Source organism: Acidithrix sp. C25 (assembly GCF_904848545.2).
Map to the genome: position 1 here is coordinate 128,045 of NZ_CAJHCI020000010.1, position 22,374 is coordinate 150,418.

The following is a 22,374-nucleotide window of genomic DNA, read 5'->3' on the forward strand; positions in this document are numbered from 1 at the left end:
ATTGAATTCGGCGGGGCTGACCAATGAGACTGCGAAAAGATCGATAGAAGCCCCGCCGCCATATTCTAGCTAGACAATAATTTAGCTACCGGTTACCTAATGATTATCCGCAATCAAAAAGACACCGCCGATTTGGACACCTAAGGGTAAGGATCCATTTGCAGTTCTATCGATATCCCTCTACAGCGCTTACCAAGGAGTTTTGGGACCAGCGCAATCACAAATCGTATCAAAGATTCCCTAGAGGCGCTATCTCTTGATACCTTCAGACAAAGAGGCGCTAGCGATCATGACCGATCGGCTCCTTCGGACTCCCTGGCCCTGTCTTCACCTTTATTTTTACAGAGCCCAACGGGCCAAGCCTCACATCGATGCTCATTAGCGGCTAAATAAAAAACCTGAACCGATCTAGCGATCGCCCCAAGGTGTCATCGAGGCGATAGATCGCTCCTTATTGCAGAGTTAGAAATAAGTCACAAAGAATCCGAGTCAACCTCTATGGCCATCAAGATAGACTTCGCAAGCAATCTTACGGAGCCGTCTTTTGACAATCCGAAGAATCTAACTGTGTATTCTCAGCCCCATCTCAAACTCCTTAGCCAAATTGGGATTCGATGGAAAGACTTGGATTAGATAGCCAAAGGTTCCGCCCCCCTTAGCGTCAAAGGCAGCCCTATATAGATTGACCTCAGTTGGCTGTTCATCTTTTCCATGTGAAAGTTCATGGCTTGTCATATAGGAACCAGTAAAAGTCGCCTCTAAGGTTTCGTAACGAGCAAACTCTGTACTTCCGGGAAGAACCGGACCATAAAGGACTTCGACCCGTAGATCTTGCGCAGCTAGTCCCTCAGCACTAACCTCGATATGTAATTCTCGTAGATCACTCGAGCCACCATCGTCATCATTCGATTCCTCGGCTGGCAAGCCTGGCACCACATCAAATGAGTAAATCCGAACATTCTCAAAAGCCGCTCGAATTTTGGCCTTCCATTGAGTAAGTTCCTTTATTCCAGCAAAATCATCTTCAAACAACCGCTCTGAACGTCGAGCTAGAGGTACATAAAAGTCATCAGTATAATCTTTCACCATACGAGCGCCAGATATATAGGGTACGAGGCTGGCCATCGAGTAGCGAACCATCTCATACCATGCAAGCCGGTCGCCATTTGCATTCTTGTTGAAGTAAAGGGGTATAACCTCTTCTTCAAGGGTCTCAAAGATGCTGGCAGTCTCATATGCATCTATCTCGTTGTTATCAAGGCCATCAGGGGCAGATGTCGGAGCGAAGCCGTTCTTGGCGTCATAGCATTCAGACCACCAACCATCAAGAATTGAACAGTTTAGAGTTCCATTCATAGCCGCCTTCATACCTGAGGTACCTGATGCTTCAAGTGGTCGACGAGGGGTATTGAGCCAGACATCAACGCCTTGATATAGAGATCGAGCGATCGAAATGTCATAATCGGGAACGAATATAAAGCGGTCTGAGACGCCATTATCTCTAGCAAAGCTCAAGATGCTCGCGATCATCTCCTTGCCAGGATCATCAGCGGGATGCGCTTTTCCAGCGAATACAAAGGCAACGGGCCGTTCACTATTTCGAAGCATTGCCAGCAAGCGATCTTTATCCCTCAGCAAGAGGGTTGCTCTTTTGTAGGGGGCAAAACGTCGTGCAAATCCAATGACTAAAGCGTCAGGCGTAATCGAGACGCTGTGAGTGCTTTGACCATCACGCGCAACCTTATAGTCGCTCTTTTTTAGGCGCCGTTCGATCGCATCCACTAAGACCATCTTGGCAGTGCGTTTCGCACTAGCAATTTCTAGAGGATTGACCTCCAGAAATCGATCGTACTCTTTGACGTCAGCCTCGGGCCAGGAGTCCAATAGCGTCTTTGAGAGCAGCTCGTCTATCTTTGCCAGCGTCCAACTTCTAGCATGTACCCCATTGGTCACGTGCTCGATTGGAATTTGGCTCACATCTAGCTGTGGCCAAAGGTCGCTAAACAGCTCTCTCGAGACAAAACCGTGGTCCCTCGAGACCCCATTTGCCCTACCTGATAGGCGCAGCCCCATATGAGCCATATTGAACTCGTCGCTCCCAAAGTCCCTACCCGCCGATCCAAGTGCAAGAAACTCATCGAGGTCAAGGTCCATGCTCTTTAGATACGGCCCCAAGTAGGTCTCGATCAATCCTCTATCGAACCGATCAATACCTGCCGGAACTGGAGTATGAGTGGTGAACATCGTAGTGGCACGAGTGGCCTCGATTGCCTCTTGCATGTTGAGACCGCTGGCTCTAAACTTTCGAATGCGCTCTAGCGTCAAAAAGCCTGCATGGCCCTCATTCATATGAAAGACGTCAGCGCGTACTCCAAGAGCGTCTAGTGCTCGTACTCCACCAATCCCAAGAAGAATCTCCTGAAGTAATCGGTGGGTTCTATCCCCTCCATAAAGTCGATCGCTCACATTGCGCAGAGGCACCTCATTTACCTCGAGATCAGTATCTAAAAGTAAAAGGGTAATACGGCCCACTGTAGCTATCCGGATAGCTACAGTCAGAGAGTCATTGCCTATCGGCAACTCAAATCGATGACTTGGGTCACTCGATACAAGTCGATCGGTGTCAGGATCGTGAGAATAAGTCTCGTGTTGCCAGCCATCTGATCGAAGCGACTGAGAGAAGTAACCATCACGATAATATAGACCAACCCCTACGATTGGGATTCCCAACGAAGATGCTGACTTCAAATGGTCACCCGCTAAGACGCCAAGGCCACCAGAATATTGTGGTAGAGCCTCGGTAATACCAAATTCCGGAGAAAAATAAGCCACCTGAAGATTCTCGTGTGGGTACTTAATTTGAAAATATCCACTTGAACTTCGATGACGCCTCAAATCGGCAGCTATCTTATTCAATTGCTCTACAAATCGAGGGTCTGAAGCCAACTCGGCGATGCGAGCCATTGGCACACGATCCAAGAGCGCCGCAGGATTTCTCTTGGTCGACTCCCAAAGTTCCGGGTCAATCCATCGAAACAACTCCGCCGACGGAACGTGCCACGACCACCTGAGGTTCCCAACAATTTCATTCAGGGGCAATAAAAGCTCGGGCAGTTTCGAGCCAACGTTGAAGACATGAGATGCTTTCATGCCTTACAACATAAGCTGCATAAACCAATTCCAGGTCACTTTAGAGATAGCCATGAAAGCGTTTACATCTCAAGTGCGCACAAGACTAGATTTCAATTAGGTCTCAATGATACTAAAGACCACTGAAAAGGCCCGTTATTCTACAAATCCATTATTGACCATCTCACATTCCTCAAGCGAACCAAAGCTTCCAAATAGCTGGATTCACCCCAAATCGCTTTTCGCCAACAAAACAGAGCCCACCTTACCCCTAAGAACAGCCACTAAAACAAGTACCCGAAATAGACCCTTGGTGTCGCCCATCTCAAAAACAGCCCTTAGTTGGCCTCGGGACTACTCAACACCATGTGACCGAACCACCTAAAACTTAGAAATCCCATTCCAAACATAGCAAGACCAGGTGATAATCGATCTTGACTATGGCCAAGGAGACAATTGAATAAGTGGATTTTTACTCGTTAGGGATTCTAAACTCCGCGTAATGCCAAACAAGGCATAGCAAGCGCAATCCGAGTCAAAAAATACCACACAAAATAACTTAATTTTGCATTGTGCAATTGTCTCCGTGCGACATGAGGGCGCCAAACTTAACGCTTCGAAAAAGAGGAGCTTGTCATTCAGCTGGCAAAGCCCACCGACACATGCCAGAGGAGTAATTCTCTGGTATGGAGCTGTCGGAAAAGTACCCGCGGGGAATCTCATAGGCCAAATCCGTGAGGTGAAGCCGACACTGCCAGCAACAAGGCCCTAAGGGGCCAGACAATAAGGGACCAGGCAATAAGGACCAGGCAGCATGGAGGTAGGCATAGCTGGGTATGAGCAACATATGTGAACTGCTGGTTAAAGATCGTTATTGCAAACAAGCCAAAGTTGCTGATGGGCTTAGACCAAAAGCTATCTGGAACGGTCGAATCATTGTCTTATAGATGCGCGCTGACAACAATTTCCTTCTGTGAAAAGGCAGGCCCTAACCCCAGCGTATGTTATTTCGGTGGAACATTTCTAAGTCGCTATCTCCGCCCAAGCAATTGGGCAAGCCAACTACAAGGAAGGCCGATGGGAATGCGGGCATACGGATTGGTGGAATATTCAATTGGAGGCAAAGCGAAACGCGCTCTTGTAAAGAGACAGATACACCTTGAGACATTACCTGTTGAGACATTACCAGGTGCGAAGCCAAGCAGACTTCTCTGTGGATTCAGGTTAAACCGTTTTAATTTCCTTTACAGTTGGTGCTCAAGAAACAAATACCGACACCGCTTCCGACTCCAGGGCGCCTGACATGGGGGATAAAGTTCAGGAGATGCCAGGTCGATCTTTGACCGAGAATCGCATGACCAAATTGGTCTTCGGATAGCAGGTTTTTGAGGACGTAAGTTGTTCACACAATGAAACAAGTACACTGGTGCGTCGAGGGGCAGATAACGGGTCGATCCGGATCTCAAGTGCTCCATCGACGATTTGGAGATCACCAGCGCAATTGAATGCTTCACGTAGCAATGCCCTCGCCTCGTCCATCGGACAGATGGGTGCGATCATGCGGGCTAAAGCCGACTCCGCTTTGTAGGTAGACATGCGGATTGCGTGAGTCACGAGCTTTCTCTCCTCGTCCATGAGTACCGCCTCTGGGCGAATGCTACTAAGTGGTACTCGGGTGGGGATATCATGGACCTCCTGGCCGAGGCGGTCAACTTCGCTTCGTGCCTTTTCTGTTATTGCTGTGAGTTCTGCATTTTGTGTCTTGAACTTCACCAAAGATGTCCGCTTCGACTCCTCGAGTGCGATACCTATCGCTGCTTCTGCCTGAGATAGGGCGAGACGTGCTTTGCGTAATTCAGCCTGGGCTCTCTTTTTCGCAGGATTTGGGACCATGCGAAAAGGGTCGTCTCCTACAAAACTGTAGGAATCGAGTGCATCGAGTGCGAAGTGTTCTCTTGCATAACGGAAGTAGTTCTCCTGACGCCAGCGGGCAAACATACGATGAGCTATCTCTGACGCACTGGCATCGGTGCGGGAGGTTACTATCTGGGTTTGGCGACCACCTTCCCTACGTCTGGTGATCTGACGACAGCTAAGGGTCTTTTGGCCGTCAACTTCCTTTGTGAGATTCAGACAGATACTCCGATCAGCCAGCTCATAGAGGTATGAAACGCCATCCTCAGAAAAGGACTCTTCGAAAAAGGCATCATCTGGCTCTTTCGTGCGCTTGTTTTTGACGTAGGTGACAAAGTCGATCTTGTTTCGGACCATTTCTGCGAACAGATTTGGTGACCATCCGCCACGGTCGAACACCACGGTCATCGTGTGGCCCTTTGCCAAGGCTTTGAGTGATGGGAGTAGGCGCCTGATCTCCGAGACCAATGAGGCGCTAAGTTCAGAGGTCACGACAAAAACAGGGTCACCCCTCTGATCGGTCGCCCAGGTCTCAACGGTTGCTGGTGCTGCAATCCTGGTTCTGGTCACGTGTGCTTTTTGTAGGTCTCGTTTCCCTGAATAGACTCGGACGTGGCCATCGAGATAGAGGTAACCCATTACGTCGGGATCTTGTTCTGCGTGATACTCACTAAGGGCATTTACGAATTCAGATCCTTTGTTAGGTCCTGCGATCTCGCTCAACTTTCGTCGGATGGTCTTTACCTCATGGGCACGGTCGAGTCCGAGGAGTCGACCGAGGTCTGAGGGTGGGATACGGGTTGCACCTTCTGCGAGTGGCTCTCTAAAGACCGCTAGAAAGACCATGGTGAGAATCGTTGCACTCAGGCTGTAGAAACCGTCAGACAGGCTGTGATAAGTCTTCTTTGCCGAGCTAAAGAGTCCAGTCTGTGCCAATGTCGGAAGGATCAACAGTGATCCCAGCCTCGCTAGTCCAGCACCTTGGGTGAATACAGGCGTTGCACTTTCAAGAAGACCAAAGCGGGCAAGGACTCGTTCTTTGGTGCGTGGTTCAGGCAATGGAACCGGAAGAAGTCCAGTACCAGAAGATAGCTCTGTTTCAGAAGATAGTTCAGTACCAGAAGATAGCTCAGTCTCAGAAGATAGTTCAGTTTCAGAAGATAGCTCGGCTTCTGCAAAAGAGTCATTCTCTATGTCATCTGTCGACGGATGGATTGCACGGGCAAGCTCTATCTCGTCACCTTCGGTGTCTCTTTCATCCAGATCACCTGTATCCGACGGATCGATTACCGCTGATACCTTCGATTTCGGACCAAGGCGGCCAAGTGCTTGGCGGGCCGGACAGGTAGAAATACCGAGCTCATCAGTTATCGACTGAATCGTTCTTCCGTCGAGCCGCAGTTCCTTGATGTAGGAAGAGACTTCTTCGGGTTACTAGGCGCTGTGACTTCGGACCTCTCTTCGCATCGATGAGGCCGGCTAGACCGAATTCTGCGAAGTCTCTGCGCCAACGCCACAAGGCATTGGGTTTGATCTCAAACGCACGAGAAACATCAATCGGTCGTGAAGCGCCAGTTTCTACAAGTTGCACTGCAGCAAGTCGCCGAAGGGGTTCGTCACCCGGTCCCTAGGTGTAGACGACATTGCCCCAGATAAAGACCGCACCTCCACGCTCGTCTTCGTAGATGCCAGCAGAATCACCGATTGGGAGGGTTTCTTTGGGAACCAGTGGCAATGGTGGCTGACCGATCATCAGCCCGGAATTCTGGTTGCCTGAGGTGGTTTCCATCTCATCAATTATATCATATTCAAGCTCCGAAACAGGTCACCTGCAGAATTATTTATCCAGCTCAGAGGCTAATTTACAGAAACTTGCTGGGTACCATGTCAGGAGGCCTGAATTCATAGAACCTCATAGACTAGGAAGGCAAATGAACATGGCTAACGCCACGTGTGGCCCTACTGACGAAACGGATTGGGATAAGATCGATTGGTCGAAGTGAGGTTACCCAGATTTAGTGGACACCTGTTAAGCCAACATAGATTGTTGGTAGAAAGGATGTCATCATGGGAGCAACAAGGCGTAAATTCACCCTTGAGTTCAAGATACGAAGCTCACTCATCGAGTTATAGATTCCGCCACGTTCATTCCAGAAGTTGCGAGTGAGCTATCTATTTTTCAAGAAGCACTGTATCGATGGGTAAAAGATGAACGAATACGTCTAGAGGCAGCATCTAGTGTCAGTGAAGGACCACTAAGTACTGATGAAAGAAGAGAACTCATAAAGCTTCGTCGTGAGATGGCAGAGCTCAAAAAAGATAATGAGTTCTGAGGGAAAGCCAATCGCGTACTTCGCAGCCAAGCAAGCAAACGAGGGCGATTTGCCTTGATGGAAGCGGAGTGCGCCAACTTTGAAATATCACGGATGGCGCGACTACTTGAAGTGTCTCGATCTGGCTACTATGCCTGGCTACATCGGTTAGAGAACCCAGCCGATGCCAAGGTAGCCAGAGATGACCTTGAGGTGAAGATTATCTCCATTCACAGGGAATCTAATGGAACTTATGGTTCCCCAAGAATCACCGCCGAGCTACACGACCGGGGGGAGGTAATAAGCAAAAATAGTGTTGCAACTCGGATGAGAAATCTTGGCATAGAGGGTATCTCCCCGAGGTCATTCAAGGTCAAGACCACTACCGCTGACCCTAAGGCTTGTTATCCCAGCGACCTCGTCGAACGTGACTTCGACAAGGGATATCTAAATACCGTTCTTACCTCAGATATCACTTACTTGCGAGTTGGAGAGGGCTTTGCCTACCTTTGTGCCATTCGTGATGAGCACTCCGGCAGGGTGCTTGGATATTCTGTCGATCGCCACATGAGGACAAGCCTTGTCATTGAAGCGCTCCAGCAGTCAATATCCCTCAGGGGAGACGATATCCAAGGCGCAATTTTTCATACCGATTAAGCCGAGGTTTTCATTAAGCCGAGAAATTATAGTTATACCAGCGTAGTCATGGCTTACTGAACAATTTCTCGGCTTAATGTTTCGGTTGATTATCGTTATTATCAGTCGTATCTATATGTCTTTAGAAAGGAGACGGTTATGGATACGACGGTCACAAAGATTGGCGCAGTGGTGGTTGCAGAGCTGCGCTCGGCCGGTTACATGAATTCGACGATTGGTAACTACCAAAAGACAATCAAGCGTCTGGCTGACTTCGTCGAGGAACGAGGCGGTTTCTACACCCTCTCATTAGGGGCCGAGTTTGCTTCGATGACAACTAGTCCGCGCACTGGCCACTTTAGTGCTCAACGCCGGTTCGACTTCGGTCGGATCGTAGGCGTATTTGACTCGTATGTACAGAGTGGGCATGTAGACGTATCAATGCGTACACGTGGCGGTGGTGGGCGCCAACCGGCAACTAGCGAGTTCTCTAGGCTGATCGCAGCGTGGGATGCAGATATGGCAGATCGCGCTCTGGCATTGGCGACGCGCTCTGCCTATGGTCGGATATCTCGCAGCTTTCTCGTATTCCTAGAAGACCGTGGAGTGGTCAGTCTCGAGCGAGCTGATGCCGCTAGTATTCTTGAATTCCTCGAATCTTTGCTAGATAGATGGGCGAAGTCCTCTCTGTTCTGGGTTGTATCGAACTTCCGTCCATTTTTGACTTTCATAAACCGCGGCGACTTAATCGACGCGGTGAATCTAACCGGAGTTAAGCGTTCTCATAGGATCCTTCCCGTTCTCAGCGACCACGACCAAGAACTTCTCGTGCAGGCATGCATGTCGAAGATAGTGAGTGCACGCGATAGCGCCATCACGCTACTTGCACTTACGACGGGACTAAGAGCATGTGACATCGTGGCTCTGCGACTGATAGATATCAATTGGCGGGAACGGACCATCGGCATTATTCAACAAAAGACGCATAACCCTCTGACGCTGCCGTTGACAGTAATGGTGACCTCCAAACTCGGTGCTTACATCCTTGATGAAAGGCCCGACTCAAACGATGATCACGTATTCTTGCGCTGTGTGGCGCCGCACACCAAACTGTCCGATCATTCCTCGATCTACCGTGTGACGAAGGAAACGTTTCGCAAGGCCGGAGTCACCGACATAAAGGCCGGGACCAGCTTTCTGCGCCATAACGCCGCTTCCAGGCTACTGCGCGCTTATGTCCCTCTCGCCACGATATCGGCCGTACTCGGCCATGCGAACCCGGAGTCGACCAACCTCTATATGAGTGTCGATGATGACCATCTCAGAGAGTGCGTACTTCCAGTTCCGACAGGTGCGCGATCATGACCGGGCACGGTTTCACTAGTGCGTTCGCTACAGAACTGGAGGAGTACCTTGTATTCAAGGAAAATATGGGCTGCTATGGGAACTCTCGGATATTTTACCTAAAGAAGTTTGATGCTTATTGTGTTGAACATGATTTGAGGGTCTTCGAGCGTGCCACTGTCGAAGGGTGGGTGACCGCCCAACTGGAACGATCGAGCTGTTATCGATCATGGATGTCCTACATCAGGGACTTTAGCCGATGGCTGGTGGCGCATGGAAACAAAGATGCCTACGTGCTCTCTGATAAATGGAAAGCCTCGTTCATTCCAACTCACCCCTATCTGATGGCCAGCCACGAGATCGAAGGTTTCTTCAGCTCTGCGGCTCAGCTTGAGGTGCAGTCCCCATGGCGATGGCAAGCGGTTGCGTTCTTCGCGCTTATGCACTCGTGTGGAATCAGAACCGGTGAAGCCCGCGCTCTTCTGAGTGAGCATGTCAACCTCCATGACGGCCACATCGACATCTTGTGGTCTGAGGGCAACCGCAGTCGGAGGCTCCCCTTGACCGGCGAAGTCATTGAGATTCTCGCCGCGTGCGAAGGGATATCGAAACAACACTTTGGCCCGTCCCGCCAGACATTCTTTGTCTCTAGTAATGGCATCAAGGTGACAGCTGCAACGGTCGGAACAATATTCAACCGCATCTGGGATCAGGCCGCACTGAAGAGACCGACATGTGGCCAGCAGCCTCGACCATATGACTTCCGGCATCATTTCGCCTACGCCAACATCGAAAAATGGATGGCTCAAGGAAAGGACGTCACCGCTATGTTGCCATATCTGTCGCGCTATATGGGGCATGCGACTTTCGATAGCACCTACTACTACATTCACACTTCTCCTGACTTCATGGGATCATACGCCCAGATCACTCAGAAGAGCCGGTCGCTACTGCCGGAGGTGGGATTCGAATGAAACGCTATCCAAACACCGACGCCCCGAACTTCTGGAGCTTTGCTAGGGATTACCTCCATATCTACATGTCCACGGTGAGAAAGTGCTCGCCAAAGACGATTGAAGCCTACCGGATCAGCCTGGAATGTTTTCTGAGCTATTTAGCAACCAATGAACATGTCGAACGTGAAGTGGTCAGCTTCGACCATTTCGATCGAGCTCACCTTAAAGCGTGGCTGGCCTGGATGGCGAAAGACAAAAACTACGCATCCAATACCATTGCACTGAGGCTCAGCGCGGTCAAAGCATTCCTGGCCTACTCATCCCAAGAAGAACTGACCCTCGTAGCGCTTAGCCAGGCAGCCAAGACACTTCGAACACCTGCCAGCCCCAAAAAACCAATCGAGTATCTAACCGAACCTGAGACACGGGCGATACTTTGTGCCTTCACTGGCAAGACCGCGAAAGCACGTAGAAACCGGATGCTCCTTATCCTTCTCTACGATACCGCAGCTCGTGTGAGTGAGATCACGGCCCTGACACTAGGAAACCTGTCTCTTGGGCCGCCTGGGCATGTTACTCTTACCGGAAAGGGGAACAAAACCCGAATCGTACCGCTAACAGAAAAGACAATCGATCATTTGGGGGTCTATCTCGCAGAGTTCCACACGAACTCGGCTCGACAACCTACGACACGACCGCTGTTTTATAGCCTCCACCAGGGGCTATCGATGGGGCTATCGGTCGACACCGCCGCGGCAATTTTGAAAGAATCCGCCCGAAGTGGCCGCTTGAACTGTCCCAGCATCCCCAAAACGATACATTGCCACATGCTGCGCAAGACCAAAGCTATGGACCTCTACCGCCAAGGTGTTCCGCTGCCAATTATCATGCGTCTGCTCGGTCACGAGAATACCTCCACCACCGCAGCGTTCTACGCTTTTGCAACTATGGATATGATGCGACAAGCCGTCGACGCTGCCACCCCTGTATTCGACGTTGTCGACGAGAACGTCCTCACTGAAGAAAGGCTTCAGGTCTTATATAGCCTGCGATAGCACCGAAACATTAAGCCGAGAAATTGTTCAGTAAGCCACGACTACGCTGGTATAACTATAATTTCTCGGCTAAATGAAAACCTCGGCATAATCGCTATTAAGCCGAATTCGGCATAATACCGATCGCGGGAGCCAATTCACCGATCGTCGCGTCGTGGAACTCTGTGAACAGAATGGCATTATCCGGTCAATGGATAAAACTGGATCTTGCTACGACCATGCAACCGCTGAATCGTTCTGGTCGATCTTCAAACACGAGTACTTCTACCGCCATGTATTTGAAAATATGTCCGAGTTGAAGGCTGGGATTAGGGGTTACATGGACTTTTATAACCATAAAAGGCGCTATTCGAAGATCGGTAACGTCTCACCGGTTGGTTATGAACTAACGTTATTGGAGTCCGCCAAGGCGGCCTAGTCAATGTGTCCATTATTTATGGGTAACCTCAAAGCTCAACAGTAACGTCAAGAGGCTGCAAGCCCGCATCGTAAAGGCTAGACATCCAAGGCAAATAGAACAAGGCGAGAGCCCTTCAACATCTGCTTACTCACTCATTTAGCGGCAAGGCACTTGCCATAAAGAGGGTGACAACCAATAAAGGCAATAAAACCCCGGGTGTAGACAAGATAATCTGGTCAACACCCAAATCAAAGACAGATGCCATAACACAGGTGACGCAGCGGGGCTATCAGCCTTTGGCCCTTCGACGCATCTACATAGCCAAGAAAAACCCCAAAGAAGAGTCCCTTGGGAATTCCCCTAATGGGTGATCGAGCATTCCAAGCTTTATATAAGCTGGCACTCGATCCCATCGCAGAGACATTGGAGGATCCGAACTGCTGCGGATTTCGTACCGCCCGCTCAAGGCAAGATGCGGCCGGACAGTGCTTTATCGTGCTGGCGAACTGCAACCGGGCACAGTGGATACTTGAGGGCGACATCAAAGGCTTCTTTGACAATATCAGCCACGACTGGATAATCGTCAATATCCCTATCCCATCTTTCCGAAAATCAACCTATTCTCCCAGCTAGTTGAGTATGTGGTCTTACGTTGGGACACTACAAATGCGTCGCAATGGTCTTTATCCGTTTAAGGGGATCACTAACTCCTAAGAGACGGTAGATCTCTTTGTGAACCGGCTCAGAAACACCACTAGTGCGGATGTGATAGACGACGCCTTTATCTGATGTAAGAACTATGGTGGCTCGGCGGTGACTGTTGAGTTGCTCTTTGATGGTTGACCATCTTCTCTTATCGTTATTTTGCCTCAAGGTCAGCTCAATAGCACTAAGGAGGTGATAGGCAAGTACTGAGATGAAGAGGTGAGCAGCAGTTCGGCTAGCTAGTTGATGATAGACCGGTCGAAGTCCAAGATCACTCTTGAGGGATCTAAAGGCATCTTCTACTTTAGTGAGAGTCGTATAGATATTCCAGATCTCACCTGCATCTAGCTCGCTATGGCTGGTATCTATAACGTAGGCTCCTTGGAGATTATCATCTTTGGCTTTAGTGGGTTTTTCTGTAATAGTGAGATTGATTACTTTGTCAAAGCGTCTCTTTTTGATGATCTTGCCATGGTCTTGATGATATTCAAGGGATATCTCGTATTTGGAAGCAATACTTGGGTACTTGGCCTTGATGCGTCCGATACGCTCTGAGACAACTGTGGTCTTAGATATAGAACCCTTTGTGATTGAGGTACTCAACGAAGTGATATCTACTAAGAATCTCTCATTAGCTTGACTAGAGATCGCTGATTCCTTCTTGGATCTCCCCAAAGAACGACACAACACCACGGTTGTGGTGTTGTTGTTGGTGGAAGAGGAGGAGATGGAGATGGAGGAGGAGATGGAGGAGGAGATGGAGGAGGAGATGGAGGAGGAGATGGAGGAGGAGATGGAGGAGGAGGAGATGGAGGTGGCGTTAGTATCAGTGTCGGTGCTGTCGCTGATATTGTTGCCGGTGGCACCATTACGGATATAGTCGTCAGTGTCGGTGCTGCTGTCGCTCTTGATGATACTGTTGCTAGTGTTGCCGGAGGTGGTGTAACTGTTATTGTCGTCAGTGCCGGTGTCTTCTTCTAGCGTTTGCACTTGTCCTTGTACTTGTGTTTTCACTTGTCCTTGTGGCTTTTGTGGTTCCACTTGGAGCTTTTTCACCAGTACTGGGGATCCTTGGGCATCGTAGATCTCGGTGAAGCCTTCCATCTCCATGAAATGGCTTCGATAGAGGCTCTTTTTGTTAGCTCTCTCAATTACTACGTAGTTGAGATTGCGCTTAATGAGAAGTTCTAGGTTTGCCTTGGTAGCAATTCCCCTATCCATCACAATGGTAGGAACAACATCCCCAAAGAGAGATCCATCCGATAGAGACTCCAAGGCATCAAGTACGCTAATGAGAGTTCTAGGCTCAGAGGTATTGCCCTCATGTATCTCTGAGTAGATGGGTAGTCCCCTGTGATCAACAAGTAGTGCCAGAGAAACTAATGTGCAATCAAAACGCTTCTCTTTGGAATGTCCATGTTTAGCTAGGGAGTTCCCCTTAGTAGAACCTTCGAAGTAGGTGTTAGTTAGATCAAAGAGAAAGAGCCTGGTATTCGTCCTAAAGAGATCAGAGCTAGCTCTATAGAGTGCTGGCTCTATGACGCCTTTAGCGTCATAGAGCTTATCTGCAATTGCATAGACCTTATCCTTGTGAAACTTAGAGAGATCGATACCACATATCTCAGGTAATGAAGAGTTGGAGTTGATATACGAATACGTCTTTCGATCAGATCCAGGATGAATAAGACGAGCTATTATCGTTGCCTTGGCAATGCCAAGAGATTCACCCGATAGACCTGCACTCTCTAGGATCTTATCGAAGCTAAGAGCTTCATAGAACGAGTTTCCTATGAGTTCTGGACCGATACTTCTACTATTGATAGTCTTAGCACTAGAGAGATCCACCATCTCAAGGTCAGCCTCAGTAGTTCTTGTTTCTTTAGCGGCTGCAACTTCGGAACGAATTGCATACTTAGTGATTGCTAGATCGACGTATCTGGCAATAATAGGATCTGATTCAAAGAGTGAGGTTACTCCAGAGAGTCTCTGGGCAATTGCATTGGCCAGAGCTGGCCACAATGACTTATCCAGGTCCAGTTCGGTCAAGGTCATTACTATACGTTGACGGGGACCTTTTTCACAGCGGTAGGACTCAACGAGTTGGTACTTACTGTAGCTAACGCCGGTCTTTTTATTAACTGTTGGAGTTTCACGGATAAACACAACAAGACAATAGCACCATGTCAGAGCTAATGCAAGTCATAATCAACACTACTCAAAAATTAGGACACTACATTCGCGACCCAAAAAGACCTAATACCCATCTACCAGGGAATCTATAAATCGCCCAAGTCGAAAATCGCCCAAAATCCCCTCAAAAGGGACCAATTAGGGCGATTTTTCGGGAAATCTGCGAAAGATGGGCTATGGACAAAGCGATTCTGATTGAGTGGCCAAAGGTTGGATACTCAAGAAAGAGGAAGGCTCTTTCTGAGTGACCTCGGGACACCGAAAGAGAGCCCAGTTTCAGCAGTATTGGCAAATTTGACACTAGATGGTCTTAAAACACTGCTCAAGCAGCAATTTCGAGGTCGCAAGGTCAACATGGTAAGATTCGCGGATGATTTTATCGTCACCGGCATCTCTAAAGAGCTGTTGGAATACCAGGTGAAACCTGTGATAGAAGCTTTTATGGCGGAGCGTGGTCTCATGGCCTCACCGGAAAAGACCAATATCACCAATATTGCTGATGGCTTTGACTTCCTGGGTTGGAACTTCCGAAAGTACAAGGGAAAGCTTCTGCAAAGGCCCTCTAAGGACAACATGGCTGCGGTTAAATCTAAAATATGCCAGATCATCTCCTCTAACAAGACGGCTAAGCAGGAAAGTCTCATACGGCAACTGAACCCGGTGATCTAGGGCTGGGCGAACTATCATCGCCATGCCCTTGCCAAGGAAGCCTTTTCCTCTCTAGATCACGAGATATGGATAATGCTATGGCAATGGGCAAAAAGACGCCACCCCAACAAGGGAACCAAATGGACCAGAAGAAGTACTTCATGACCATCGGCAACCGGAATTGGGTATTTAGCGTAAAGGACAAAGACGACAAGGTAATAACACTGGTAAAAGCCAGCGATAGGGCTATTGTTCGACACGTCAAGATCAAAGGCGACGCCAATCCCTTCGATCCCCAGTGGGATGCATACTTTGAGGACCGCATCGGTCGTCAAATGACCACAAACCCTGCGGAGAAAAAGAAGCTAGCCCGCCATTGGCGTGAACGAGATGGAAACTGTCAAAACAACAACGAAGCGATCACATCTCAAACGAGATGGACGCTTCGATACATAGTTCCCCGTTCACTCGGGGGACCTGACACGTTTTCTAACCGGGTCCTAGTCCACCAAAGCTGTCACGGGTATATTAACGCCAAAGAATTGGTAGCTATATGACCGGGTTCCAAAAGGGCCTTCATAAGGCTTGAGCCTAGTGCGATGAAAGTTGCCCGCTAGGTTCTTAGTAGGCACGGCTCAGCAATGAGTCGTGCCTATCCGACTAGGCTTCAACCCCCAAATAGACAATTTGGAGCACCCGAAGGGAACGTGAAGCCTTGGCAATTGCATTATGCAATTGTCTCCTAGAACGTAGCCAAACTTTCCAAAATTCAACCCATTCTCCCAGCTAGTAGCCTTAAAGGTCTAATGTTGGGACACTACTAATGCGTCGCAATCGTCTTGATTGGATAATACTCTTTGGTTAATGCCCCATGCCACAATCGCTATAGCCCTCATGGATCTCCTCTAAAAAGGAGATCCTTGAGGGCTAAGTTCCGCTATTTATCTTTAGCAGTGCAGCGAGATTGTCATCTCCTTGTAGCAGGTATACGACCTCTTTGATTTATATCACACGACGAAGTAAGGTCTGGATTCAACAAACCAAATTAGCTTTCTTGCTCAGCCAACGGTAATTGCATCTATTTGCTCATTTAACTTCTTAGGTGGCAATGAGCCATAGAATGCAGCATCACCGAAGGAGAAGACCCCTCCATCACTAGCTACCAACCAGTAGCCCTTGCCATCTGGGGTTGAAGCAATTCCTACTATTGGCTTGTTGAGTGTCTTAGGTGGCAATGAGCCATAGAAGACAGCATCACCAAAGCTAAAGACCCCTCCATCACTAGCTACCAACCAGTAGCCTTTGCCATCTGGGGTTGAAGCAATTCCTACTATTGGCTTGTTGAGTGTCTTAGGTGGCAATGAGCCATAGAAGACAGCATCACCAAAGCTAAAGACCCCTCCATCACTAGCTACCAACCAGTAGCCTTTGCCATCTGGGGTTGAAGCAATTCCTACTATTGGCTTGTTGAGTGTCTTAGGTGGCAATGAGCCATAGAAGACAGCATCACCAAAGCTAAAGACCCCTCCATCACTAGCTACCAACCAGTAGCCTTTGCCATCTGGGGTTGAAGCAATTCCTACTATTGGCTTGTTGAGTGTCTTAGGTGGCAATGAGCCATAGAAGGCGGCATCACCAAAGCTAAAGACTCCGCCATCTGCTGCAACCAACCAGTAGCCTTTGCCATCTAGGGTTGAAGCAATTCCTACTATTGGTTGATTTAGGTTTTTATTGGCTAGAGAGCCATAGAAGGTTGCACTTCCATAGCTAAATACTCCACCGTCTTTTGCAACTACGTAATATCCAGGCTTTGTGGTGGTAGATGGATTTTGAGTTGATGGACTTTGATTAGTTGTAAGTGTTGTTATAGATACCTCGTTAGAAGGTAACGAACTACCTGAGGTGTTAGTTGCTTCTATATAGAAGTAATAGGTAGTAGATGGATTGAGGTTTGTAACTGTACAGCTTGTTGAACTAGCAGTTAAAGGTGTTGTACAGCTAATAGGTGTAGTTGATTCTTTTCCACTTGTTGTTCCTTCAAAGATGTTGTAGCCAGTAGCTGGTAGATAGCTTTGGTTAGTAGATTGGCTCCAGCTAAGTGTTATAGATGTTGGTGAAATAGGTGTTGGATTGTTTAGTTGCGGGGGTGCTGGGTATGGAAAAGTAGTGGTGATTACTTGAGGAGTTTGTTGGACAGAGCCAGCATTGCAATATGGACCACTAGCACTTATACCTCTTTGGTCTGTTGTTGGACACAGGGTGATGCTAGGTCCACTAGTACCAATAGTTACAACTGTTTTAATAGGTATCAGCCCTATTGCTGGGTTGCCTGGCAAGGGCAAGATTGTTTGTGTTGGACCACCGTTGTTTTGGAGAGGACCGAGATTTTCAGACGCGATCGAAACAATACTTGTAGATTTATTAGCAGTAGGTGAGCTTGGAAAACCACAGGTGTTATCGTCTGCGACATTGTAACCGAGGTCAGTAATTTTGGTAACGTACCCGCCACACTCACCGCCAGATGGGGCACCACTGGTATTTGCTATTAGATCGGCGGCGAGGGTGAGGGTCCCGGAGTTGTAGATGCCACCGCCGCTGTTGTTGGCCCTGTTGTTTGAGATGGTGTCGTTGGTGGCGGTAAGGGTACCGGAGTTGGAGTTGTAGATGCCACCGCCGTTGTTGGCCCTGTTGTTTGAGATGGTGTCGTTGGTGGCGGTAAGGGTACCGAAGTTGTCGTTGTAGATGCCACCGCCGCCGCTGTTGGCCCTGTTGTTTGAGATGGTGTCGTTGGTGGCGGTAAGGGTACCGGAGTTGGCGTTGTAGATGCCACCGCCGTCGCTGTTGGCCCTGTTGTTTGAGATGGTGTCGTTGGTGGCGGTAAGGGTACCCTTGTTGGCGATGCCGCCGCCGCTACCTTGGGAGGATCTGTTGTTTGATATGGTGTCGTTGGTGGCGGTGAGGGTACCCTTGTTGAAGATGCCGCCGCCATAGCCGTTGCTCCCATCGCCATATTGAACAGTCATTGCAGTTATCGTGGCTGTTATGCCGGAGTCCACTGTAAAGACTGAGCCAGAGACCATGTTGTTTGTTGATGAAGTTCCACCTACGAAAGTCGATGTTGCACCTTGGCCAGTAATCGTGAGGTCTTTGCTGACAGTCACTGCCTCCCGGAAGGGACTAGTTGCAGATGATGAACCTACATTGATGGTGTCACCGTTATTTGCATTAGTAATTGCATTTGCAATTGTTAGACACGGCGTAACTTGAATACATGTGGTGTTATTTTTATCGCTACCTTTCTGTGAAACATAAAGGGTTGACGGACTCGCAACTGTTGAGATGCTGTAGGCAAGTGATGGTCCATCGCTATTGGATATCACAAGTGGAGAGTCGGTAGAAGTTATAATTCCACTTGGAACTGTCAGTGTTATAGAGGTATTTGAGTTGACGCTGTAGGTAACTACAGCTACGTTATCGATGGTGATGCCAGTTATATCTGATAAGTTCTTTGTATTGAAGAAGTTACTTCCTGTAACTGTTACAACTGATCCAGGGGCATATGTACCACTTGGACTAATCGACGTGATTATTGGTGCGTAGGTGTATTGATATGAACCTATTGAGCAAAAATTAGGGTTGCTTGATTCTGGTCTTTGGTATCCCCTTTGATCTGTTGATGGGACAGTTATACCATTTGGAACCAAGCTTTTTCCAACAGTAGCCGTAGGACCACAGAGGCCAGTATCAACTGGGATCGCGTTGTAGGCGGGCGAGTTTTGATCGATTGCAATTGTTTGAGTTGGACCACCGTTAGGTGCAAGTGGCTGAAGGGTCAAGGTTGAAGATTTGATGATTGAGCCGTTAGCTGACAATAGCTGACATGAAGAACCGTCTGTCAAGTTGTAGCCAGCGTCGGTGATGTGCGGCGAAGAGCCAGCGCAATCGGGGCCGGAAACCTGATCGGCGACTATTGAGGCGGCGAGAGTGAAGGTGGAGCCACCGTTTTCGATCGCGCCGCCGAGACCATCACTGTTATGGGAGATGGTGTCATTAGTGGCGGTTAGGCTACCGAAGTTCATGATGCCACCGCCATAGTCGGCCGAATTATTTGAGATGGTGTCGTTGGTGGCGGTAAGGGTACCGGAGTTGGAGTTGTAGATGCCACCGCCGGAACCGCCGCCAAGGGCACTGTTTTTGCTGATGGTGGAGTTGGTGGCGGTGAGGGTACCGGAGTTGTAGATGCCACCGCCTTGGCCGCCATAAGCTTTGTTATTTGAGATGGTGTCGTTGGTGGCGGTGAGAGTGCCGGAGTTGTTGATGCCGCCCCCTGCTGCTTTTCCACCCGTAATCGTTACTCCAATCAAGTTGACGTATACGTTGGTGTTGATTGTTAGGACCGTACCGCTGTTATTTCCATCAAGAGTTGGGTTTGTTACCCCAGGAGCAGGTTGTATCGTGATTGGTGCGGTCAGTGAGGTACCGTTTGTATTGAGGGTGAAGTTGCCTTCATAGGAGTTGGTGCTCCCTGGCGTTACGAGGTCGATTGTTTCACCTGCGGTTACCTTGGTTAGTGCAGTTGCAAGGTCACATGCATCGTTTGCGTCAGCACAGTTGCCTATACCAGTTGAGCTTGCCGCTGCATAAAGGATTGTATTTGAGGAAGTGGTACCAGTAGAGGCACCACTTGGTGATATCGTTGAAAATCCAATAGCACCTACTAGACAGATAAGAGATAGGGCAATTCTCTTAAATGATCTACTTACGAATGAGATGACACCGAAAGTAGATCTTGCAAAAGATACCTTCTTTGAATTTGAATAACCGCTAAATGGCTTTCTGTGCGATTTAGGAAGTTTTGACATAAAAGTTGTGACCCATCTCATTATCCTTGCGTTTACCTGTGCTTACTTGTTTGATTCAATTATGCAACATTTAAACTAACATTCTATGTGTAACTATACCGCATAATCAAACACAAAGAGTGACTTTAAAGCAGGCAATCTCAATCAACTGGGAAATTAGTTAGCAAGAAGAGATAAATAGTACCTTTGGTGACGGTAAGCGTGAGAATGGCTAAATCGTTGCTCTGTTCTTCCATTGGTGGTTTCTAGCACCAGTGTCGGCTGAATTCCCCCCCCAAGAGCCCTTTTAAGCCCCCTTTTAGCCCCTATTTGGGGGTAACCCTTATTTGGAGATGCTGGTAGATGAAGTTCGGTTTTCTCAAGTGGCCGATGTAGTGCCCTAAGTTGAGAATTAGCTGGGAATATTGATCTACAGGTAATTCATCTGGTATACTTGTTATATGTTCATTCGCGCCCTAGGTGTCAAGGGAGTTGGCATCTATTCGAATAGAATACCAACCATGCAGGGCGAGAACTTTGATCGAACACGATGAAGCCTTATCCCAAGGATCAAAATGATACGCCCCGGAAATCTTGGAGACTCCTAGTCTTTCAGTTAAGGAGTCATCATTATGGCAAGAGTAAAGAAGTATTCACCCGAAGTTCGTGATCGAGCAATACGAATGGTCACGGACCATCGAGGTGAGTATCCCCCACAGTGGGCAGCTATTCAATCTGTTGCTCAGAAGCTGTAAATGACGCCCGAGACGCTACGTACTTGGGTACGTCAGGCTTCGATAGATGTCGGTGAGACTAAAGGAACAACTACTCAATGAGAGAGAGCGCACCCGTCAACTAGAGCGAGAAGTCGTAGAGCTTCGTAGAGCTAATGAGATTTTACGTGCGGCCTCGATTTTCTTTGCGACCGAGTTGGACGGTCAAAGCGCGAAGCGAAGCAAGTAATTGCTTTTATAGATTGCAATAAGCAAAAGTGGGGAGTCCAGCCGATCTGTAGGGTCTTACAGTTCGCTTCCTCGACTTATTACTCTAATAAATCACGAGTTGCCTCAGTGAGATCTATTCGTGATAAATCTCTCAAGACGAAGATAAGTAAAATTCACAAGGACAACTACTTTCGTATATGGGCTTAGGAAGCTCTGGTGTGCGCTTAAGCGCGAAGGTATCGACATCGCGCGCTGCACAACAGAGCGTTTGATGGCTGAGCTCGGTATTTCTGGGGTGAGACGTGGTAAGACTTACGTCGTAACCACCGTCGCGAATGAGCTCGTAGAACGCCCGAAAGACCTGGCAAACAGGAACTTTACGTCTAATGAGCCAAACAACTTGTGGGTGGCGGATATCACTTACGTCAAGACAAAGATTGGCTGGGCCTACGTTGCCTTCGTTACAGACGTATTTTCAAGGACGATCCTAGGATGGAAGGTATCGCCATCGCTTAAGGCAAACTTGGCAACCGATGCCCTTGAGATGGCTATTCACCAAAGAGCGGTGTCGCCAGGCCTTGTACACCATAGCGATCGCGGAGTACAGTACCTATCTGTTAGATATTCCCAACGCCTAATTGATGTCGGCATTACCGCCTCAGTGGGTTCCAAAGGCGATTCTTATGACAATGCCCTGGCTGAGACGACAAATGGCATCTATAAGGCAGAGTTGGTGAATCCTCATGGGCCCTTCTTTGACGTCGATGAACTTGAGTGGGCGACACTTGGCTATATCGACTGGTTCAATAATCGAAGGCTCCATGGCTCAATTGGAATGATTCCACCAGTTGAGTTTGAAGATAACCACCATAGTTCCTCTTGTGATAACAAAGTGGCATAGCCAAGCTAGCTTTTTCTGCTTTTTATAACCATCAGGTCGACTCATCGAATCAATTGTTAGGCTTTGCCATGAATAACCATGACAAGGCTAACAATTGCAACCGGTTATCGACACCTGAATCCCACACCTACTAGTGGGCTGCAAGTTGCAGCCCACTAGTAGGTGTACTTCGCGTTGTCATAAAAGACCCAAGTTCTCTCTCACATCTTTTCTGCCCAATCCCAGTGGAGTCAATATGACCGAGGTTGATAACCACGGCGCTTGAAGCCTAGGAGCGTGAGTCCGAATTAGTTTCGGGTTTCGGTCTGTTTTCCTGTCTCACCCATTTATTGGCTATAGCGACGACAAACAAACCCCTAAGAACGTCTGAATGGCTCCTAGAACAGACTCATTGGGTCA

The 22,374-nt window shown here is 48.5% G+C and carries 12 protein-coding genes and 5 pseudogenes; 11 read left to right on the forward strand and 6 right to left on the reverse strand.

The window, feature by feature from the left end:
* Window positions 1-561: 561 nt before the first annotated feature.
* Window positions 562-3,150 (reverse strand): alpha-glucan family phosphorylase, encoded by a 2,589-nt coding sequence (gene glgP / locus ACIDITHRIX25_RS76385; protein ID WP_201733022.1) that lies wholly within the window; start codon window positions 3,148-3,150, stop codon window positions 562-564.
* Window positions 3,151-4,446: 1,296 nt separating this feature from the next.
* Window positions 4,447-6,102: a putative transposase gene (locus ACIDITHRIX25_RS76390; RefSeq protein WP_201733023.1), complete on the reverse strand. Its 1,656-nt coding sequence runs from the start codon at window positions 6,100-6,102 to the stop codon at window positions 4,447-4,449.
* Here ACIDITHRIX25_RS76390 and ACIDITHRIX25_RS76395 point away from each other — a divergent pair.
* Complete coding sequence (locus tag ACIDITHRIX25_RS76395) at window positions 6,086-6,421, forward strand: hypothetical protein (protein WP_201732758.1); 336 nt, start codon at window positions 6,086-6,088, stop codon at window positions 6,419-6,421. The genes ACIDITHRIX25_RS76390 and ACIDITHRIX25_RS76395 overlap by 17 nt on opposite strands.
* On the opposite strand, the pseudogene ACIDITHRIX25_RS76400 reads toward ACIDITHRIX25_RS76395, so the two are convergent.
* Window positions 6,407-6,640: pseudogene (locus ACIDITHRIX25_RS76400) on the reverse strand (helix-turn-helix domain-containing protein); the annotation flags it as partial. The gene ACIDITHRIX25_RS76395 and the pseudogene ACIDITHRIX25_RS76400 sit on opposite strands and share 15 nt — an antisense overlap.
* Before the next feature lie 30 nt (window positions 6,641-6,670).
* A complete protein-coding gene (locus tag ACIDITHRIX25_RS76405) occupies window positions 6,671-6,832 on the reverse strand; it encodes a hypothetical protein (protein WP_160291920.1) in 162 nt (53 codons plus the stop codon).
* Window positions 6,833-7,391: 559 nt separating this feature from the next.
* On the opposite strand from ACIDITHRIX25_RS76405, the pseudogene ACIDITHRIX25_RS76410 reads away from it, so the two are divergent.
* The 6 genes and pseudogenes from ACIDITHRIX25_RS76410 to ACIDITHRIX25_RS76435 all read left to right on the forward strand — a co-directional run.
* Window positions 7,392-8,012: pseudogene (locus ACIDITHRIX25_RS76410) on the forward strand (IS3 family transposase); the annotation flags it as partial.
* A gap of 138 nt (window positions 8,013-8,150) precedes the next feature.
* Window positions 8,151-9,356, forward strand: coding sequence for a tyrosine-type recombinase/integrase (locus ACIDITHRIX25_RS76415; protein WP_201733024.1), 1,206 nt, complete (start codon window positions 8,151-8,153; stop codon window positions 9,354-9,356).
* A gap of 419 nt (window positions 9,357-9,775) precedes the next feature.
* Window positions 9,776-10,309 carry a tyrosine-type recombinase/integrase gene (locus ACIDITHRIX25_RS76420; protein ID WP_349632169.1) on the forward strand — a complete coding sequence of 178 codons (534 nt, stop codon included), beginning with the start codon at window positions 9,776-9,778 and terminating at the stop codon, window positions 10,307-10,309.
* The gene (locus ACIDITHRIX25_RS76425; RefSeq protein ID WP_201733026.1) at window positions 10,306-11,346 is read left to right on the forward strand and encodes a tyrosine-type recombinase/integrase; all 1,041 of its coding nucleotides are present in this window, start codon (window positions 10,306-10,308) and stop codon (window positions 11,344-11,346) included. Before ACIDITHRIX25_RS76420 ends, ACIDITHRIX25_RS76425 begins: the two co-directional genes overlap by 4 nt.
* A 154-nt stretch (window positions 11,347-11,500) precedes the next feature.
* Window positions 11,501-11,764: an integrase core domain-containing protein gene (locus ACIDITHRIX25_RS76430; protein ID WP_268749167.1), complete on the forward strand. Its 264-nt coding sequence runs from the start codon at window positions 11,501-11,503 to the stop codon at window positions 11,762-11,764.
* A 46-nt stretch (window positions 11,765-11,810) separates the two neighbouring features.
* A pseudogene (locus tag ACIDITHRIX25_RS76435) lies at window positions 11,811-12,343 on the forward strand (reverse transcriptase N-terminal domain-containing protein); the annotation flags it as partial.
* 63 nt (window positions 12,344-12,406) lie between these two features.
* On the opposite strand, the gene ACIDITHRIX25_RS76440 reads toward ACIDITHRIX25_RS76435, so the two are convergent.
* Complete coding sequence (locus ACIDITHRIX25_RS76440) at window positions 12,407-14,614, reverse strand: IS1634 family transposase (protein ID WP_201733027.1); 2,208 nt, start codon at window positions 14,612-14,614, stop codon at window positions 12,407-12,409.
* A gap of 237 nt (window positions 14,615-14,851) precedes the next feature.
* On the opposite strand from ACIDITHRIX25_RS76440, the gene ACIDITHRIX25_RS76445 reads away from it, so the two are divergent.
* The 3 genes and pseudogenes from ACIDITHRIX25_RS76445 (at window position 14,852) to ACIDITHRIX25_RS76450 (ending at window position 15,846) form a co-directional block, all read left to right on the forward strand.
* Window positions 14,852-15,310 carry a reverse transcriptase domain-containing protein gene (locus tag ACIDITHRIX25_RS76445; RefSeq protein ID WP_201733028.1) on the forward strand — a complete coding sequence of 153 codons (459 nt, stop codon included), beginning with the start codon at window positions 14,852-14,854 and terminating at the stop codon, window positions 15,308-15,310.
* A gap of 60 nt (window positions 15,311-15,370) precedes the next feature.
* Window positions 15,371-15,454 (forward strand): annotated as a pseudogene (locus tag ACIDITHRIX25_RS000000104385) (hypothetical protein); the annotation flags it as partial.
* Complete coding sequence (locus tag ACIDITHRIX25_RS76450; protein ID WP_201733029.1) at window positions 15,430-15,846, forward strand: HNH endonuclease signature motif containing protein; 417 nt, start codon at window positions 15,430-15,432, stop codon at window positions 15,844-15,846. The pseudogene ACIDITHRIX25_RS000000104385 and the gene ACIDITHRIX25_RS76450, both read left to right, overlap by 25 nt.
* Window positions 15,847-16,347: 501 nt before the next feature.
* Here the strand turns inward: ACIDITHRIX25_RS76450 and ACIDITHRIX25_RS76455 are convergent.
* A complete protein-coding gene (locus ACIDITHRIX25_RS76455) occupies window positions 16,348-20,151 on the reverse strand; it encodes a beta strand repeat-containing protein (protein WP_201733030.1) in 3,804 nt (1,267 codons plus the stop codon).
* Between the two features lie 611 nt (window positions 20,152-20,762).
* Here ACIDITHRIX25_RS76455 and ACIDITHRIX25_RS76460 point away from each other — a divergent pair.
* Window positions 20,763-21,975, forward strand: a pseudogene (locus ACIDITHRIX25_RS76460) (IS3 family transposase).
* Window positions 21,976-22,374: the final 399 nt, after the last annotated feature.

What these genes read in the sequence shown, in the direction of transcription:
- ACIDITHRIX25_RS76455 (WP_201733030.1), bottom strand. Translation starts at nt 20,151, where the DNA reads ATGTCAAAACTTCCTAAATCGCACAGAAAGCCATTTAGCGGTTATTCA.
- ACIDITHRIX25_RS76415 (WP_201733024.1), top strand. Translation starts at nt 8,151, where the DNA reads ATGGATACGACGGTCACAAAGATTGGCGCAGTGGTGGTTGCAGAGCTG.
- ACIDITHRIX25_RS76425 (WP_201733026.1), top strand. Translation starts at nt 10,306, where the DNA reads ATGAAACGCTATCCAAACACCGACGCCCCGAACTTCTGGAGCTTTGCT.
- glgP (WP_201733022.1), bottom strand. Translation starts at nt 3,150, where the DNA reads ATGAAAGCATCTCATGTCTTCAACGTTGGCTCGAAACTGCCCGAGCTT.
- ACIDITHRIX25_RS76405 (WP_160291920.1), bottom strand. Translation starts at nt 6,832, where the DNA reads ATGGAAACCACCTCAGGCAACCAGAATTCCGGGCTGATGATCGGTCAG.
- ACIDITHRIX25_RS76420 (WP_349632169.1), top strand. Translation starts at nt 9,776, where the DNA reads ATGCACTCGTGTGGAATCAGAACCGGTGAAGCCCGCGCTCTTCTGAGT.
- ACIDITHRIX25_RS76450 (WP_201733029.1), top strand. Translation starts at nt 15,430, where the DNA reads ATGGACCAGAAGAAGTACTTCATGACCATCGGCAACCGGAATTGGGTA.